Genomic DNA, 19,427 nt, shown 5'->3' with positions numbered 1-19,427 from the left:
TCCTATCTTTTCATGGAATTTGGCGGATTAACTCCACGTCATCAAAATAGACTTGTGTCCCTATTGGGATATTTTCCGTAAGGATCGACAATTGGGCACTTTTTACATCTTTTCCGCTATACTGCGATTCAATGTCAAACTCCAACGAGACTGTCGTCCACTTGCCATTCGAATTTGCCACTGGCACGGCCACTGCGGGGATGGCTTTAATAGTCGTGCCCGCCGCATCTTTTAGTACAAAAAAATACGTCAACGTTCCCGCTGTCTGCGCCGAAGTCAGGAAGTGAAACACCCCGACATAATGACCGGGGACTATACTTTCCAAGTTTTGAACTGGTGCGGAGCCAGAACTGTTCTGTCCATACAGAATAACGCCGTACTGGCCGCTGCGCTTGACGTTATTCGAAACCGTGTATCCATCGCCCCAAAACCACCAGCCATCAGGGGCCCCATTCGTCCACTGCTCGAAGGAAGAATTGGCCAACACCGATGTGTAGCCTAACTGCCGCGCGACGGTTACGGCATTCGTAACGATGGCTTCCCCGCCTTTGTAACGAACTTCATAGACAACGCTTTGCTCCCATGGCAGCGGCAACAAAGTCGGTACAGTCAGCGTAGCCGTAAGCGTCGCGCCATCCCACATTACATCGTTCGGGGGGGTTGCCGTGCCCCCGTTGTCCATCCGTTCCACCGTGAAATCTTGAATGGTCGGTGCCTGTTCAGGCGCCTTGTTAAATACGACTCGCAGCTTGCCATTTTCGGCTTCAGCCGAAGCCGGCCCCGGCGGAATTACCTCATTCTGGCGGTATAACTCCACGTCATCCAGATAGACTTTTGCGCCTGTTTGGATATTTTCTGTAAGCATACACAATTGAGCTTTTGCCACCGGTACGCCGTTATACTGCGATTCAACGTTAAACTCCACCGGCACTGTCGTCCACTTTCCGTTCGAATTTGCCACTGGCACGGCAGCCGTTGTGGGGATAGCGTAAATAGTGTTGCCCGTCGCATCTTTTAGTACAAACAAATACTTCAACGTTCCCGTTGTCTGAGACGAAGTAAGGAAGTTGAACATCCCGACATAATGTCCGGGTTTGATGGTTGCCAAATCTTGAACCACGCAGGAGGCAGGACTGTTCTGTCCGTTCAGAACAACGCCGTTCTGACCGCTCCGCTTAACAATATCCGAAAGCCCGAAGCCAGCGCCCCAGAACCACCAGCCGTTAGGAGCCCCTTCTGTCCACTGCTCGAAGGAAGAGTTGGTAAAAACCGATGTATATCCTTCCTTCCGAGCGACAGCAACGGCATTCGTGCGGATGAGGTCTTTGCTGCCGTAAGTGATTTCATAAACGACACTTTGCTCCCATGGCTCCGGAGACAATGTCGGCACAGTCAGCGTAGCCGTATGCGTCGCAGGATCCCACTTTACATCGGTCGGGGTTACCTTCTCCCCGTTATCCGCCCGTTCCACTGTAAAATCTCGAGCAAGCGGCCCTTGTTCCAGCGCCTCACTAAATTTTATCCGCAGTGTACCATTCTCGGCTTCAGCCGAAGCCAGCAGCGGCACTTCACTTGGCTCATTCGCTTGATAGAGCTCGAAATCGTCCAGGTACAATGTCCCGCCCTCGAAAAACCCGTTTACGGTAGCCGACATGCTAACGCTTTCGACTGCTACCCCGTTCACCTTGCTTGGAATGACATCCATGATTTGAATGGTTTCCCATCGTCCCATAGAATTGCTGAAGGGCTGCTGTTCACTCTTTAATGTCGCCAGCTTATTGCCGTCCTTATCAAGCAGGTTCAGCTCCAGCCATATATCGCCGAGGGATACGATGTCTTTGGAGACAAAATATTTGAGCCGGGCAATAACTAATCCAGCTTGAGCGGAGACGGTCTGATTGATGTCGCCGTAATAGAAATTCTTCACATAGATACTCGCACTTCCCGAGGTAACTTTGTCTTTGTCCGATTGGTCAGAATATACTTTTCGTTCAAATTTTCCATAATTCAGAATATTTGCATCCCAGTTTTTGGCTGTCACTTTGCCATTGTCGGTTTCTGAAGCCTCTTCGAAGGAGGCATTCAAATTATTCGGCCCTTCATTTACGGCTCGAAGTAATAATTTCGCATAGTTGCGAATGGATGGCGACTGCCCCGTCGAAGCATATTCATCCACCTTATCCCGGACCAAGTGTGTAGTCGACTGATCCGCTTTGATATAGGCAACCAACTTCCAGAATGCGTCTGCATTCAGTCCGGACCATAACATTTTATAGGCATTCATATCAACGTATTGATTATGTTTCAAGACAGGATCGTCCGCGTACTCAGCGAGCAGTGTCTGCCTCTTTTGGGCGTATGCCATTTTATGCTCGAAATTGACAGCATCATTAAGCAATTCGAGCGCTTTAGTATCATTGTTCAGCGGCCCAACCGCCTTCGGATAGCTCAGCGCCGACGCTTCATAATACTCGAATGCGCGAAGCAATAAGCTCGCCCGTTTCTTTTGCTGAGCCGTCACTGCCTTTTCCAGCGCTGTTTCCAGCCAGACTCGGCTCTGCGCGATCTCTTCATCGGTCACGAGCGACAGATAGGATGACGAGGTGAAATTTAAGTACGTTGTGTTCTTCCGTCCCTCGAACCACCCTGATTGTTTGATTCGATTTTCCCAGAAGTCGTTCCAATGATCATAGTAGGCCTTCAAATACGGCGCAGCGTCAGCGCCGACCGCACGCGTGTACCACTCGCTTAGCAAGGCGTTGACATTCTGATCGGGATTCCATAGGAGCTTGGCCATTAGCCATATTTTCGGCCCCTCTCCTACGTTTGGAAATAGCTCCGAGAAATAAGCAATCGCGTTATTGTCCTTGCCATACTGGAACATATCTGCCATTACATTATTGTAAACACGTGGCAGCGCATACGGTACTCCGTATGTGTAATCGTAGAATCCGATATGGGCCGCTCTCTTATTCCATGCTGCCATAACCGCTTGATCTTTCGCTAGAACATCAGGGTCGCTCCAGGCCATCCTGTCCTTAGTCAAGTACGGAACGACACGTTTGTTCAGTGAAAAAGAAGGCGGATCATATACTTCCTGATAGGCAAGTAAGCCGAACCATTTATCCTGAAGTCCTTCATGTGCAAGCACTTTCTCGACGACTTCATTCACCCATTTATAATAAATATCCGACATGTCAGTCAGACCAAGTGAATTCTGCTTATCCGTGTAGTTCGGATGATTTGGATTTTCCTCGCAAAATGAACCATTGTCATTGACCGCGAGCGATACAGACGGTTCGTTCGGATGACTATTGAAATAGTTCACAATCCAATCCACGGCCACTTGAACCGTATCCGGGTTGCTGTAGCAGGGCTGCCAGCCCCAGTTAACGCCGGGAATATAAGGCACTCCATTTTTTTGTGAATAATAGTCGGGATGTGCTGCTAAGTATTCACTCGGCGGGAACATTTGCCATACGTTATGTTCGTAACCGCTGTTCTGAAGTCGCAGCCTGTTGTGTACTCCCCATTCATGGATGGTCGGATTGCTGCCGGCCAAATCAACATATTGAAGAGGATACATCACGCGGGACAAGTATGCCGGTTGTTCGCGCACGTCCTGGGCAGGCACCGACAGATTCGCAAGCTTCGGCACATCTTCACCGTCTATACCTGGCATAAGCCATCTTACACCTACATAACGTTCAAGGAATTCATCGACGCCATATTCCGTTCCGATATCGGTAGGTCCGATAATGGTCACGCTCTTCCCGTGCGGATGGATGACGTAACCATCTTCAAGCAAATCGGTAAGCTTGCCAGCTATATGCGTGTCGCCGTCCGAAGCGGTCGTACCCACATAGATGCGTACTAAATCGCTATTTGTTCCTTTCATCGTGTTAAATTCGGCTTCCGTCATAACTGGAAGTGCAGCACCAGTTGACTTGGCTATATACTGGACAAGCGTGCCCGCTGCCGCAGAGGTTCGCTTACTTGCATCTTGTGCAACGATGACTACCGCATTGGCCGCACCATCTTTGACAATGGAAGGCCGTGTAACTGGCTGCGGTGGAGTTGTTGGATTTGAAGAAGAGGTCGGGGAAGTAGCGGCCCCAGGACCTTCCTTTTTCTCAGGCTGTTTCTCAAATGTTGAATCCTTTGCGTTATTGCTAATGATTGCTGTCACGATTTTACCTTGGCCGATTGCCCGAATGACAGCGTCTAATATCAGAGAATCGATAACAGCATCCTTGCCGAGGTTCAGGTTCATGCCTTCTGCCTTATCGGACACGTGGAGCTGATGAACAGTTCCCCGCGGTATTTCAATGCTGATTTTGCGGGCTTCAACATCCACATTCATCCAAGTACCGAGCAGCAATACCTTGGAGTCCGGTGGTAGTTCAGCACTCAGCTTCGCGTTAGTAAACCCGTCTCCTGTAACGTTTGCTTCCTCTAAGACAGCGGAGGACTGCAGAATAACCGTTGCGACAGTTGTCGATCCTTCCACAACGATCCGGACTGTACTGCCTTTCTTGCTTACAATGATGGTATGCAGCACGCTATTTACCAAGTGAATGCTGTTGGAACCGCCGCCTTGAACGGTCGTTACCCCTTCAACTGTCACGTTTTTCAGGGAAACATCGCCCTCACCGATTCCTTCAGCCAAAAGCAGGCTGCCGGTGATTTTCATATTCTGCAGCGTAACGCCAGCCGTGTTAACCACGACATCCCGATGGATTGTCTGAACCCCCGTACTGGGGCCATAAGTTCCAGCCTTGTCATAGGTGATCGGACTCCGGGCCGTAAGGGTACGGTCCAACGCTACAACAGCTTCTGCACGCGTAATGAATGCAAGGGGTCGAAAGCTCTCATTGGCGAACCCGACCATAATGCCCATGGAAGCGATTGCTCCGACGGCATCCTGGCTCCATACCGCAATATCCACAAAGTCTTTAAAATGTTCCGCCTCACTGCCGCTTCCCTGAAGGTCAAGCTTCAGCAAGCGGGCTGCAATAACCGCTGCTTCTTGCCGGCTTATTTTATCGTTCGTGCGAATCGTTCCATCTGCATAACCTTTGATGTAGTCTGCTTTAACGGCTTTAGCGACCTCTTTGTAATCCCAATCCGTTGTCAACAAATCGCTAAAACGGACATCAGCCTCATCGGTAAGATTGAAGGAGCGATTGACAAGAGCAATAAACTCGCCTCTAGTAACAGGTTGATCAGGCTTTACATTACCGTCACCATAACCTTTAATCAATCCTTTGAGCATCCATTCCCGTAATTGCTTCTCCGCCCAATGACCGGTAACATCGGAAGACTTTTGCTCTGTTCGTTCGGCGTTTTCGCTATTCGGATCATTTGAAGAGGTTGAAGCAGCATAAGCTGAGCTGAGTGATGATAGGAATAGGCAGACAATCATGATTATTGATATAACTCTCCTGAAGCGTAGACTTGTCCTCATCTTTTCATTGCCTCCTTGGTTTCGAGCTTTTTATCCTTTCACGGCTCCCAATGTAGCTCCCTCCATAATTCTGCGCTGCAGAAAAATATACATAATGACGAGAGGAATCATCGTGAGCATAAGTCCAGCGAATAAAGTGACCCAGTCTGATTTGTACTGCATAATTTGACTTGCCTGATACATGGCGACACCGATCGTATACTTCGCCGGATCGCCCAAGTAAATGAATGGCCCTAGAAAATTGTTATACAAGCCGAGAAGTTTGAAAATCGCCACCGTCACCATACCGGCCGTTGACAGCGGCATAATGATACGGAAGAAAATCTGAAAGATAGAAGCACCGTCAATGGCTCCACTTTCTTCGAGTTCCTTCGGCAGGGACTGCATAAATCCACCCAGCATCATAAGAAAGAAAGCGCTCTCACTGAAGCTGTCCAGAATAATCAGTCCTGTTAGACTATTCGTTAAATGCATATCCCGCATGAGAATATATTGCGGCACCAAAGCGTTAATGCCGGGAAGGAATAGCGACAGCATGATAACAGCCCACATCAGCTTCCGTCCTCTAAACTCCAAACGGGTTAACACATAAGCGTTGATAGCCGTTAAGAAAGTGCCGATCACCAAGCTTACTCCTACATAATAAATCGTATTGATCAGCGACTTGCCGATTCCGTATTCACTCCATGCGTCTTGATAATTGATCCAGTTCATCTTTTTCGGCAGTTCCCATACACCCTGGAAAAACTCCTGATTCGTCTTCAGCGATTCATAGAATACCCAGATCAAAGGAAACAGGATCGACACTGACCAGATCAGGAGAATGATGTTCCACCAGGCATCGACGATCGTTCTTTTCTCTTTCACTGTTTTTCCTCCTATTCCTTCCTTCTAATACTCGGCATCCCGATTCGCTGTAAGTTTATCAATCACCAGCTTCGCCAGCACGAGAATAACGAACAAGAACATGCCAATCGCAGATGCATAACCATAATTGTGAGTTCCGGTACCGAATGCGTTATTAAACATATATAACCCAATGACATCGGTTGAACCCGAAGGTCCGCCGTTCGTTAAAATTAAGATGTTCTCGAATCCCTTAAACACGCCCAGAATGAGAAAAATCGCGGATACACGAATAATCGGCATGATGAGCGGAAGCGTTATGCGGAACAGCCGGGTCGTATGGCTTGCCCCTTCGAGTATGGCTGATTCATATAATGATTTCGGAATTGTGCTAATCGCGTTCATGAAAATGACGAAATAGAACCCGACTCCTCCCCAGACAGCTGGCGGAATGGTCGCCCATAAAGCCGTTTCTTGCTCACCCAGCCAGTAGAAATTCCCGACGTCAATCCCAATCAGCCGCAGTCCGGCATTCAATAATCCGAAGGTCCCATCGTACACAAAAGCCCATAGCAAGGAAATTGCAACCGTAGAAAGCACATTTGGGAAGAAAAACAGCACTTTATAAATCGAATTGAATCGGTATTTCTTATTGGCCATCAAATAGGCAAGAATCAGTGAAATGAAAATGACCAGAGGAGGAATGGTAACCATGAACAGCACGTTATGCCATAACGCCCGCCATACGTATTGGTCCTGAAACATATTGATGAAATTTTGAAAACCGACAAATACAGGCTCTTTAATTCCATCCCAATCGAGCAGCGAATAATAAATGGTAAGCAGATTCGGGTATAACGTAAACAGGATATATCCTCCGAAAGCGGGGGTAGTTGCCATCAAAATAAACAGTCGTTTTTGAAATTTCGTCTTTTGCTGCCAACTACGTCTAGGATGACCGGCATTCGTGATCGGTACAGACATTTCTTCCAAAGTGATATCGCCCCCTTTGATATTCCCGGAGCGCTGAAGCATCAGCGCTCCGGGATGTGCTTAAATACTGGCTAGCGGCGTTTATTACTTCTGCGCAGCGATCGCTTTATTCAGCATGTCTTCGGCTTCTTGCAGCTTCGGCGCAGGATCTAGCTTGCCTGAAGCAACATCGTTTAACATTTCTTCAACTGACTTTCTTGCCTTCTCAGCGTTTGGATCGGTCAGTGTAACGTTGCGTGAATCAGTTGTGCCTTTGACCTTATTATTTTTCCAATAATTCAGAATGGCTTTAGGTGCATCCTGCAGCTTGTCAATGAGCGCCGGATCATTCATGAAATCGCTGCGCACCGGTAGTGAGCCTGCCTTCTCCGCGAAACGCTGCTGTACATCCAGATTCCAAATCCAGGCAAGAAACTCTTTCGCCCATTTCTTGTTTATTTCCGGCTTGGCCGCCCAAATATAATGGCCTCCGCTTGCATAGCTTTGATAGTATTTCGTGCTTTCTGGATTATCGCCCATCGGCGCCAGCATGAAGCCCCACTTAAAGCCGTCTGGGATGGAATCCTTCATTTCGTTCTGCACCCATTCGCCCGTCGAGGCCAACGCAGCTTGTCCTTGCAGAAGCTGCATTTGCGATTGCGTATGCGTTAATGCGGCTACACCGTTCGGAAACGCTTTCTTCTTGCCCAGCTCATAAATTCGCTTGTACAGCTCCAAACTTTCTGGAGACGTATAGAAAGGAGTTTTGTAATTTCTGTACGTATCATCGAATGCGTCCAAACTTCCGTTAATTTCAGCCATTTCGTATTGTTGTGCGATTCCAAAGCTAAAGCTTAAATAAACGGGATATTTACCCGGATAGGTTATCGGAATAAGACCCGACGCTTTAATCTTGTCGACAAGGTCGTTAAATTCGCCCCATGTCTTTGGATTTTCATTCCATCCGTTTTTCTCGAACAAAACTTTGTTGTAGAACAGGCCTGATACGCTTTGTCCAAATGGAAATGCATATACTTTCCCCAATACTTTTGGTGCACCCTCATAAATGCCCGATTGCAGCTCTTTCAACGTTTTTCCTTCATTGTCGAACGCTTTGTGCGCCCACAGATCGTCCTGCGGCTCGATTTTGCCTGCTTCCGCTAGACTGAGGATCGTACTGGGTCCGCCGGTCACGAAGTTCGCAAAAATATCGAACATGTCGTCATCGTTGTTAGCAGCTATTTTCGTCCCGATGATCGTATCAATTTTCGGTGAATACGTCGTTTCAAAGCTTACATTCGGAAACTTCTTCTTGAATGTATCCATTGCATAATCGATCCATTCCCTGCCGTTTGCGTTTTCCCAATAAGCAAATTTAAGTGTTACTTTCTCATTCTTAGGAAGCCCGTTCTCCGGATACACATCCGATTCCGTCGTTTTCTCTCCGGCTCCGGTTCCTTTATCCGTGTTAGTTGCCGATGGTTTGTCGGCCGTGTTTTCCTTATTACCGCTGCATGCTGTCAATGAAATGACAGTTACCATGCACAGCACCGTCAGTGCCCAAACCCCTTTACCTTTTCGTTTCATTTGTTGAACCCTCCCAATTTGATTTACGTTTCCTCAACAAAAGTATCATTCGCGGTTCTTCATCGTAAATAGACCATTTAATACACGGTAGATATAATCAAGAATTAAGTTGATTTTTCAGGCAATAGACTTTTATTTACCTGTAGATATTTTCTCGAATAGAAGCTCAAAAGGCTGATGCAGCGCAGGTATTTGATGCTTTTTATAAAAAAAACCCGGGCTTTATTCAGCCGGGCTCGTTCTTATTTTTTGTCTTCCGGTATTGTCCAGGGGTAACGCCGGTATGCTTCTTGAATACCCGAATGAAGGTCAGCGACTGCTCGTAACCGACGGCCCGGCCGATGTCCTGGATCGCGTCCTCCGTTTCCACCAGTAGACACTCCGCCTTCTCCATCCGGATAGAGGTAACGTATTCTACAAATTTGACCCCGAACGCTTCCCGGAACAACCGGCTCAAGTAATTCGCGTTTAATCCGAACTCCTCGCTCAGCTGCATGAGCGACAGATTTGGATTATGGGAATTGTCGCTGATATATTGCTTCACGTGAAGCACGAGCTGATGCGTCGACTTACCCTCGCGCAGCTCGCCGATTCGAATATGGGTATCCTGCAGGATGCTGCGGAATTCATTGAATATATCGTCCAGTCTTTCTTTATGTTTGAGCGCATTGAGCAGCGCTCCGTGCGTGTCTTCGTTCCATATCCGGTACAGCTCCTCCGGCAGCTCGGCCATTTCCTTCTGCAGATGCCCGATCAGCACCTGCATCAGACTATACAAATCATCATAAGAGTATAATTGATCTTGAATATTGTCATACATTTTCTGATAATGTCGTTCCCATTCCTTATCGCCTGCCCGGAACGACTGGCTGACGGCACGAATGCACTGCAGCTGGGTGAATAGCTCGCCCTTGGGCCTAGATATAACATTGACATGTTCGATAATCCGGTTATATCCAAGCGACGGTTTAAAGCTGACGGCGGCAATCGCTTCCCGGAATGATTCCGATACCCGTTCCAATCCGTCCGTATGCCGGCCGACCCCGATCGTAACGGTAAAATCCAGATTTTCCTCCACCCATTGCCGAAGTGATTCGCACAATAGTACCGTTTCCTGTTCCCCGTCTTCCTGATGGCGGAATATCACCAGTATGGCCATCCGGCACTGATCGATCCATTCGGCCCATACCGTATAAAGCTTGTTCTCGCTCATTTCCTGTACGACCTTGCTGAGGACATGCTTCAGCAAATGCTGATCGCTGCGGTATTGACGGTCAAATTCCGCGAAGTGATCGATCTCGGCCAAAGCAACGACCGTCTCCGTCACCTTGCCGTTCAAACCCAGCTGCTTCAGTTCCTCCAGCCAGGCTTTAGGCCGCGAATTCGCATTCCCCTCCATCATGCTCAGGAACAAATGCCGTTTACGGTACACCATGTTCTTCTGATGCTGTTCCTGAAGCATATTCGATTCGTCCAGCAGCCCTTCAATCGTCGTTTCGATAAGCTGAAAATCGTCTACTTTCCGCGCCGCGTTCTCTTCGGCCGAAATCGGCCTGACATTCGATATCAGGTTCAACAACGACCTGATCGGCCTATAATTACGCCTCGAAACGTAAATCATCCATACCATCCCGGCCAGTATGATCAGACAGCCAAGCCCAATCCAAATGTAAAATAAAGACGATACGAAATTGACGATCGTGCCTCCGTGGTTTCCGCTTCGAAACGTCCAACCGGTCATATTCGAATTCGCTTCGGACAAAACCTTAGCTTGGATAGACTTGGATGGATTGTTCCCGGTATCCGGTGTACGATCCGTTTCGGTAGATACGATGAACTTGCCGTTCCGGTCGGCCAGCTCCACGAAATTCGTCTGCGTATATACCATGCTTTGCATGAGCATGCGAAGACGTTCGGGGCGGATATTGACGACCATGATGCTGTAATCGGACAAATCGGCGATCTTAGCCAAGCTGATCATTTGTTCCTCCTGTCCTGAGACCTGCAGCGTTCTTAACGTCCAACCGTAGGGTTTCTTGCTGCTGACGGTCAGGCCGAGATACTGCTTGTCGGCGAACGCATTCAGCCTCATCAGCGTTGATGGGGTTAAAACGATCTGATCAGCAGTGCGGAATAAGTAAATCGAGTCGATTATCGGATTGTTCTGCATCAGCTCCTTGAGTGCGCTCACCGCCTGCAAATCGGCATAGTTGCGTTCTTGGGGCGTCTTTTCGGTATAAAAAAGCTTGATTCGCTCGTTATTTTGAATTTCGTACAGCATCATCGAATCAATTCCGGCCAATGTGTTGTCAACCAGCTCCATGACATTATGCGATAGCGCTTCATTTGCTTTGTAAGCCGATTTTCTGGACATCTCGTTAATCGTCAAATACGTAATTAAGAACAAGCTAAGGCAAATAATAAATAACACCAGCAAATAAGAATGAAGCAGCTTGTAAAACCAACTTTTCCCCATGTCGTTTCCCTCGGTTCCAATGACTTCCCTGCTAGTCCCTATTATCCTGTCAAATAGCATTTGCTGTAAAGCCGTTTAACAAAAGTTGTTTATTTCACACGAAAAAACAATTAATATAAGTTATAAACGAATAAAATGACGAGAAATCAATCACTAAGGGGAGGAAAACAAGTGAGAGGAATCAGGATTAAGATCGGCGTCTCGCTAGCTGTTATCCTACTCGTCGCATGCGGTGCCTATATCATGTTACACAACGGATGGCTGGGATCTCGCGATCCAGACACTACGCAAGGGAACACCGCAGAGAAGCTTACTTTGAAGTTTTTCATCAGCGGACCTCCCACATCAACTTTGCCTGTTCCAGAAGAAGACTTCGTCTTGCAAACGATTGAAAGTAAGTTTGATGTCAACCTGGAAGTCACGGTCATGGCTCCGGGCGACGATTATACCGCGATACTTGCGGCGAAACTGGCCTCCAACGACCCACCCGACATGTGGCTCAATATTAGTTCAGATGGTGGCGCTAAATATACGCTGGATAATGTGCTAGCGGACATGTCATTTTTTGCAACCCCTTCCACTATGCCGAACTATTTCAAGTACTGGATCAACGAGAAAGAGCTGCGCGAATACCAGGTGCACAACAAATTTACCCGCGCGCCAATTCCCTATGACCGAAAGGCATACCGCGCCTACTATATACGCAAGGATTGGCTCGACCGTCTTGGGCTAGCCATTCCGCAAACGTACGAGCAATATGTCAACGTGCTTCGCGCCTTTACTTTTAACGATCCAGACGGCAACGGCATCAACGACACTTATGGCTTCACAACATCCGGCAACGGGACGAGCATTTCCATGGAATGGCCGGAATATATCAAGAACGGCCTTCTATATCCGGCATATTACGACAACAATCAATTGGTCGACATGCAGACGGATGTGCGTGTCGGACAAACCGTGAACGATATTGTCAAGATCATGAATACGGGTGTAATTGACCCGGATTGGTTTCTAAATTCGACGCAAAGGCAATTTACCAAAGCCGTTCAAGGCAAAGTAGGAATCATTATGGGCGATACGGCTGACTTCGCGTTGGACTCGAACCGGGATAGCCTGCAGTCAAGAAGCCGCATCATCAATCCAAAGGCCAACTGGGTACCGTTCAACCCGTTTGGCAATCATCCACTGCGCGTGGCAGTTTCAACCGATTACCCGTTCGTCTTCTCCAACAATACGGCAGGAGCCAACCCGGAGAAGCTGATGAAGACGGCGAGTATTCTTGACTGGCTGGCAGGCGAGGAAGGCTACTTGCTTACTCATTACGGCTTGGAAGGAAAACATTACACGAGGGTAGGAAACCGAATTACACTAATACCGGAAGCTATCGAAAAAGATATTCGTAATAAAGGAGATTTCCTGCAAATCTGGGACTTCTTCACACCCGATGCGCCCGAAGTTCTGGGCCTTACAGTTCTCGATCCGCGTGTAACCGAACGGGATAAGAAGATCTTGCAATCGTTAGCAGCCATACCGGTGCATGAAGGTCTCGGTACGACTTTAACACCGCCCTTCACCATCAATGTGGAGGCTATGCGCAGCAGGCAGGATGAACTTCAGGTGAAAATGCTATTCTCGGATAAATCAGGCCAGAACTGGCCGCAATACCGCCAAGAGCTGATGTCGAAGTATAACGGAGATGTCATCATTAAGCATTATGAGGATAAAATCAGGTCTTCTCAAAAGAAGTAGGAAGTGAACTTCCTGGAACGTTCAATAAAGCAAGCTGCGGCTCCTGTGTTAAACCGGAAACCGCAGCTTGCTTTATTTTTATGACCTTCGCGAGCTTTCCTTCTATGACCTTCGCGAGCTTTCTTTCTATGACCTTCGCGAGCTTTCTTTCTATGGCCTTCGGAGGTTCCCTTCTATCATTGGCCGACCTTGTGCAGCAGCTGGAGTGAATGCTGAACGAAGATTTCGCCCGTATCGATCGCAAGCCTGCTGTGGCTGGTGATGATCGGCTCATATCCTCCCTGCTGATAGGCAATGCGTGTACAAATATAGCCTCCTGTGGAACCGTTGCACAGCTCGTTCACGATAGTAAAAGGAAAGGGAGACTTTTCTTTAATCTCCAGACCGAATTCGACGAATAATTCGCCGGGAAGTCCGACAATGGCCAGCTCACCCAAGCTTATCACCTGAATCTCGGCCTCCACGTACGAGGTGTCCCTGCTTTCCGACGCTTTCAGCAGCTCTTGCGCGAAATTAGCCTTAATAGCCGGAGACAAAGCTTCAAGTTGAATCTGCTGTACAGCCTGAATATCCTCTTCCGACGGTAAACGATACTGAACTGGGAATACGGTTTGTTTCACAGCGACCTGCAGCTTGGACGCCGTTTTAATTTTCTCCCTGGCCTTCAGCACTTCCCGGGAGAGGATACGGCCCATCTTCTTATAATGGGCGATGGACGGGTCGTAATCAGCTTCGTTCCCGTCCATCGCGTTGACGTGGTTGATATTGCCGCTCGCTCCCATCAGAAACAGACTGACGGCTTGATCCCCAAGCTCTTTCTTCAGCCTGACCGAGAGCTCGCCCGGATAGTCCGCGCTATATTCGGTGCCTCCTACAGCATCCGTGTGACAAGCGTAATTCGTCAGCACACCGATCGGGCTACCCTGCTCATCATCGATTCGCATCACGAAAACCTGCGGGTCGATAGGACCGGTCGGACGATCGATGAACGGGTTTCCAATACCCGGATTCGTCTTTACGGTTCCGTCCTTCATATAAAATCTGCGATTAAAAGCGATATGCGGTTCATATCCCACGCCAAAGCCGATGCGCGCATTCCGGCGCTGCCGATAAGCCGCAATAGCCGCATCCGCCGCCCGCTCCTTCATCCAGGAAAGATACTGATCATCAGCCTCGTAAAATGAAGTGCTGATGACCGGCGGCCCGGTGTGCGTATGTGTAGCGGATACCATGATGCACGAGTAGGGGATATCTGTAAAAGCGGCGATGCGTCCCCGAATGCCGGCAACAATCAAGGGGGTCAGGTCGAGGCAATCGAGCGCGACAATCGCGACGATGCCCCCGACAGCTTGAACAACCAGCGCTTTGGCATACAGCCTGTCTTTAATCCCAGTCGCTTTCCGGTCATGGAAGTAACCGGGTATCGTGTTTCCAAGCGGAGGGGTAATATCGACTTCACTCATTCCGCATTTCATCCTAGTTCTCTCTCCCACATCATCAGATATTGTTCGTATTGAGACGTAAATCCGGCTTCCTCAAGCATCTCGATCAACTCCGGATTAGACATTGATAAATTTACGGCTTGTTTCGGATATGCCCCATCAAACTGCCCGAACAGCTGCTGCAGCAGGATGCGGAATAATAACGGCTTGTCTTCACGTTTAGGGTCTGCCTCACACTGATAAAGATTGATCGAGCTAATTGCTCCATCTGCGGACCTCTTGCATTGAAACAAGGCATAAGCAATAACTTGATTCGATGAATCGGTTAACTTGAGGCATTCGCCTTCCGGGATGTTATGCCACTGGCATTCCCAAGCCGCCAGATCGCGGTAGAAGGGAATGGAGGCGGCATCGGAACATTTCCCGTAAGTCCTTTCCATCTCTACCGGGATGAGAAAACCGGAGAACGGATACCCTGAAGGTTCGGAGCTTGACAGCCCGATGAGCCGATCAACAATACGAAAGCCGCCTTTTTCGTAGGCCGATACAGCGTACGTATTCTTAGTCACGACTTCCAGAAATGATCGATCTGCCGTTTCATTCACCAGAATGCGCCGAACTTCGCCCATCATCGCTCTAGCAATCCCTTGCCCCCGATATTCTGGAAATACGCCCGTCCCGCCATTCCAGGCCATCTTTACCCCATTTACAGTTTTGAAAGCTAGAAACACAAACCCTACAGGCTGATCCCCGATATAGGCCACGACAGACAACTCGGGACGAATGCTGAAATCAGAGAAGCTAGCCAGCAATTGCTCCAACGTGACTGTCATATTCGTGTAGTAGCCTTCGAAGCCTCTGTTTTTTAACGTAAGCGCCTGCTCGAAGGTGCAATGATGCAACCTTTCCAACTTGATTTCATGTGACTGCAGCTGCATGGGTCTTTTCCCGCCTTTCTTCCTTGTCCCTACCTTCGATTAGGAATTCCCGGGGCGCTTTTGCACCCCGGGACGCCGGACAACTTCATATTAGTTTCTATTGACCATACTTGCTGGAGCGTCTGTGCTATAGTGGCTGGAACGATCCAAGACGTTAACGCTCGGATTACCGCTTCGATATAGGGTCATTACCGTAACGCCTGCCCTTGTCACCCTGATATTATCGTAAGAAGCTTGAAGGACTTCCGAAACCGAATCGTTCTCGAATGCCAGCATCCACGAAGCCGAGGTTTTACCTGCCATAGTGCTTGGTACTGTAAGCTCGCGATGGTACCATTTCCCGAATGCTTTTGATCTAAGATCACCGGTAGGTTTGCCTGTAATGCCGTTCTGATCTTGCCAGACCTGGTCTCTAAAGACGCTGTTGTCCGTATTCTTAATATCGATACCGCCAATTTCCGAGGAGTTAGTGGAAAGCTTTACATCGTAGGAGATGACATCTCCCGCTTGAAATGTGAAGGACTGATTGGAAATCGTACGGTAATAATATTTATCTGCTGCTGCGCCGTCCGTCTTCTGAGACAGCTTAAGAGCCCGATTGCTTGCATACACCAGCAATTCCGAGATAGCCATCTGATTGCCGGCCTGGCCCGGTCCGTCCGGTTTCGTTCCTTTAATTCGCACATATCTGGCCGACACATGCGCGGGCTCCATATAAGTCGGAGGAGTCGTAATAAACCGGGTGATGCTTCTTCTTCCGTCAGCCACGCCATATTCCGTCACCCCTGTGAGGAGGCCGTATCCGCTTGTCGGACTTGTATCAGAGACCGCTATTTCAAAGCTTGTCGCCCAGTTGTTAGGACCGAACACCACTTCAATCTTGTCGATGTCGACCACTTGACCCAAATCCACCACCTGTGACCAGGCATATTGATTGCTTGCCATAGCTAATGTGGTCGCATTCGCATCCAGCGCATTGGCGGCTTCGGCTCCGACTTGCATCGTGGCTGGACTTCCGTCACTGTAGTAGGTCGTCGTCGATTTTTTGTACGCATAATTAAAATATTCGTATACTTCCAGTTCAGCTATGGCCATTTGGGCACCCGTCTGTCCCGCTCCATCCGGTTTAATCGCTTTAATGCGCACGAATCTGGCAACAACCGGTGTGAAGGTTTGCTCATTTAACCCTCCCGTGCCGCCGGTAACCGTCTTCACTGTTGTGAAGCTTCCGCTGCCGCCGGTTGCGGAAACCTGGATCTCATAATTGGTCGCGTAATTATTAGGCAGGAACAACGTTCGGACTCGATTGATATTGTACAAATCCCCAAGATCCACTTCCAATGTCCACGGATACTGATTGGCGGCGATTGCGCTTGTGTTGGGGTTGCCGTCCACCGCATTATAGGCCTCTGAGAGAGTTTGCATGAATGCAGGGCTTCCGTCATTGTAATAACCGGTTGCTTTCTGAGCGAAGGCGCGATTATAAATGGGCGTAATGGCAGGCGCTCGAACAGGAAGTGAGGAAGGCGTAAACGCGACCTTGCCGTACACCTGTAATTCCGCGATAGCCATCTGGGTTCCTGTCTGTCCCCCGGCATCCGGCTTAATGGCTTTGATCCGCACATATCTTGCATTTACCGGGGTGAAGGTTTGCTCGCTTACCCCTCCGGTAGATCCTGTCACAGTTTTAACCGTTGTAAAATTTCCGTTGCCGCCGATCGTCGATACTTGTATTTCATAGTCTGTAGCCCATAAATTCGCAGTCGTCGGCGGGTTTGCAGCGAATATCGTGACCACTCTGTCAATCGTATAGCTGTTGCCCAAATCAACCTCTTGCGTCCACGCGAATTGATTCGTCGCCAATGCGTACGTCGCAGGATTTCCATCTACAGCTCTATAAGCTTCGGATCCTGCATGCATGGTGGCGGCAGAGCCGTTATTGTAATAGGCCGAAGCCGTTTTCCCCAGAGCGAAATTGACGTTGGTTCGCGGCAGCAAATCCGCATAAGCCGCTTCCAATCCCACGTTGTCCAGAATGGATGAAGGAACGTTCCCGTTGCCTATCGTGTAATTGTTCGCCACTAAACCGGATCTTGCCCACCAGTAACCATTGTTTATCGTCCAGTAATTAAATTCGATATCGCTGTCATTAGAGGTATCGATAACGTTGGTTACGTAGGAGTGCAAAATATTGTTGGCAACCGTAAGATATCTGCTGCCCGAATCCAAATAGATGGCACCGAATTCGTCATGCACATCATGAATGTAGTTGCCTTCGATTACGCCTCCGGGTTGGGCGCCTAAATTGTAAATACCGCCTCCATCCCGCAAGTAAGTCATAATATTATAAATATGGTTGTAGGTCACAACGTTGTTTTTACTTGTCTGCGGAACATTATATTCGGCTCTCCACTGATCTTCGGCTTTCAAAATGAGATCGGGTTTTTCCGCAAAATCCCGATCTCCCCATCCGTAGCCTAATGAGATAGCCGTGTAGGGCAGATCAGATATTTCATTGTGGCTAATTAATGTCCCTTCCGTATACCCGACAAAGATAGCTACGCACCCTCGATATTCAGCCGCTACATCATGGATATAGTTATTCTTGATTTCATTGTTTTTCACGATATATCTCGTGTCCTGAGGGTAGCTATCGTTCATCGAAATTCCGCCGATCTGGATGCCCGACCCGGAAATATCCGTAAACTCATTCCCGGAGATGACGTTGTTCTGGCTTCCGCCGCTGAAGCCGACGCCTGAAGCTCCCAGGTGGATAAACTTATTTCTTTCCAGCCGGATGTTTTTGGCCGTTGTGAAACGTATATTGGTCGGTACAATGACCCTTTTATCCACATCAGAACTATAATCCGGATTGGATAACGTAGATGCCTGAATCTGAGCGAAGCCGTTGCTGCCGTTAGGTTCGAGCCAGGTTGCATAAGCGAAGGTAATGCCTTCGAATTGGATATGTTGGATGGGATTCGTCAAAGTTCCCGTTCCTTCTACAAGTGTTTCAAGCTTGGCAGCGACGACGTTAGCGGTTGCCATATTCTCTCCCGTTCTCGGCTTGTAATAAATCTTATGGGCAGTGCGGTCGAGATACCATTCTCCCTGCTCGTCTAGGAACGTATAGGAATTTTCCATATACGTCGGGTTGGGACTATTATCTTTGATCGTTACCGCGCCAATGTTGTAAGCCATTTCCCATGCGGGCTGCTTCATTGTAATCGTCGTGCCGGAGATGCTTGCAATACCTACCCGCAGCTCCACCCAGGCTATTTTATACACGAACTCGACGTCACTTATGTTCGCCCAGTTCTGCATATTCGTATCCGATGTCGTGTAGCCCGTGGAATTGACGATAGCCCCCGGCAGTCCGCCGGAGGTTCTTGCGCGAACGGCCCGTGTACCGTTCACATAGAGCTGGCGGGTTTCCAATGAGGGACTGACGTCAGCTTTCCATATGTTATTTACGGCATCATGCAAAGTCCATCCCGTTATGGTTTGACCGCCGCTTATGACGGGCGTTTCTCCCGGGTAGCTTTTATAGATGACGTTGTTGCCGTTCGTACCCGAATCGCTCTGATTTAATTGAAGAGCGCTTGTCAGAACATGGTCTCCGCCCCGAAGATAGACGATAATATCCCCGGTCATATTGGCGTTAATCGTGCGAACGGTATCCCGCGCTTTCTCAATTGTTTTGAAAGGGGAGCCGATCGCGCCGGAATTCGTATCACTGCCTGCTGCAGGGTCTACATAATAAGAGGCTTGGGTGGAGGCCGATGCCGTAAATATAAACAAACAAGTAAACAGAACCAAACACAGGACGAAGGATAAAACGAATTTTCTCATGCTCATTTTAATTCCCTCCCAATCGAGTTGATTTGAGTACTCCTATGACAACGGCAGGAAGTGCTGCAAAGCCAGTGCTGCAAAGCCAGTACTGC

The 19,427-nt window shown here is 48.6% G+C and carries 9 protein-coding genes; 1 reads left to right on the top strand and 8 read right to left on the bottom strand.

Annotation, left to right across the window (positions count from 1 at the left end):
• Positions 1-10 precede the first annotated feature (10 nt).
• The 5 genes from EKN16_RS27840 to EKN16_RS27820 form a co-directional block, all read right to left on the bottom strand.
• On the bottom strand, positions 11-5,467 hold the full coding sequence (locus tag EKN16_RS27840; protein ID WP_125664341.1) for a DUF4838 domain-containing protein: 5,457 nt from the start codon (positions 5,465-5,467) through the stop codon (positions 11-13).
• Positions 5,468-5,497: 30 nt separating this feature from the next.
• Positions 5,498-6,334 carry a carbohydrate ABC transporter permease gene (locus EKN16_RS27835; protein WP_125664339.1) on the bottom strand — a complete coding sequence of 279 codons (837 nt, stop codon included), beginning with the start codon at positions 6,332-6,334 and terminating at the stop codon, positions 5,498-5,500.
• 24 nt (positions 6,335-6,358) lie between these two features.
• Entirely contained in the window at positions 6,359-7,297 is a 939-nt protein-coding gene (locus EKN16_RS27830; RefSeq protein WP_125666747.1) for a carbohydrate ABC transporter permease, read from the bottom strand.
• Positions 7,298-7,390: 93 nt separating this feature from the next.
• Positions 7,391-8,872, bottom strand: coding sequence for an extracellular solute-binding protein (locus tag EKN16_RS27825; protein ID WP_125664337.1), 1,482 nt, complete (start codon positions 8,870-8,872; stop codon positions 7,391-7,393).
• Between the two features lie 226 nt (positions 8,873-9,098).
• Positions 9,099-11,348, bottom strand: coding sequence for a helix-turn-helix domain-containing protein (locus tag EKN16_RS27820; RefSeq protein WP_164523019.1), 2,250 nt, complete (start codon positions 11,346-11,348; stop codon positions 9,099-9,101).
• Positions 11,349-11,519: 171 nt separating this feature from the next.
• Between EKN16_RS27820 and EKN16_RS27815 the strand changes: the two genes are divergently transcribed.
• Positions 11,520-13,100, top strand: coding sequence for a type 2 periplasmic-binding domain-containing protein (locus tag EKN16_RS27815; protein ID WP_164523018.1), 1,581 nt, complete (start codon positions 11,520-11,522; stop codon positions 13,098-13,100).
• 176 nt (positions 13,101-13,276) lie between these two features.
• On the opposite strand, the gene EKN16_RS27810 is transcribed toward EKN16_RS27815, so the two are convergent.
• The 3 genes from EKN16_RS27810 to EKN16_RS27800 all read right to left on the bottom strand — a co-directional run bounded on the left by EKN16_RS27810 (position 13,277) and on the right by EKN16_RS27800 (position 19,338).
• Positions 13,277-14,593: a neutral/alkaline non-lysosomal ceramidase N-terminal domain-containing protein gene (locus tag EKN16_RS27810; RefSeq protein ID WP_125664331.1), complete on the bottom strand. Its 1,317-nt coding sequence runs from the start codon at positions 14,591-14,593 to the stop codon at positions 13,277-13,279.
• Positions 14,572-15,480, bottom strand: a complete 909-nt coding sequence (locus EKN16_RS27805) for a GNAT family N-acetyltransferase (RefSeq protein WP_125664329.1) — start codon at positions 15,478-15,480, stop codon at positions 14,572-14,574. Before EKN16_RS27805 ends, EKN16_RS27810 begins: the two co-directional genes overlap by 22 nt.
• Before the next feature lie 90 nt (positions 15,481-15,570).
• On the bottom strand, positions 15,571-19,338 hold the full coding sequence (locus EKN16_RS27800; RefSeq protein WP_125664327.1) for a discoidin domain-containing protein: 3,768 nt from the start codon (positions 19,336-19,338) through the stop codon (positions 15,571-15,573).
• Positions 19,339-19,427: the final 89 nt, after the last annotated feature.

It is taken from the genome of Paenibacillus baekrokdamisoli, from assembly GCF_003945345.1.
GTDB lineage: Bacteria > Bacillota > Bacilli > Paenibacillales > Paenibacillaceae > Paenibacillus_Z > Paenibacillus_Z baekrokdamisoli.
Note: the sequence above shows the minus strand (reverse complement) of the source record. Positions and strands in the feature narration are given on the sequence as shown.

Bases quoted from the DNA above. Each gene is read 5' to 3' on its own strand.
- EKN16_RS27840 (WP_125664341.1), bottom strand. From the start codon at position 5,467: ATGAGGACAAGTCTACGCTTCAGGAGAGTTATATCAATAATCATGATT.
- EKN16_RS27830 (WP_125666747.1), bottom strand. From the start codon at position 7,297: ATGTCTGTACCGATCACGAATGCCGGTCATCCTAGACGTAGTTGGCAG.
- EKN16_RS27825 (WP_125664337.1), bottom strand. From the start codon at position 8,872: ATGAAACGAAAAGGTAAAGGGGTTTGGGCACTGACGGTGCTGTGCATG.
- EKN16_RS27820 (WP_164523019.1), bottom strand. From the start codon at position 11,348: ATGGGGAAAAGTTGGTTTTACAAGCTGCTTCATTCTTATTTGCTGGTG.
- EKN16_RS27805 (WP_125664329.1), bottom strand. From the start codon at position 15,480: ATGCAGCTGCAGTCACATGAAATCAAGTTGGAAAGGTTGCATCATTGC.
- EKN16_RS27800 (WP_125664327.1), bottom strand. From the start codon at position 19,338: ATGAGCATGAGAAAATTCGTTTTATCCTTCGTCCTGTGTTTGGTTCTG.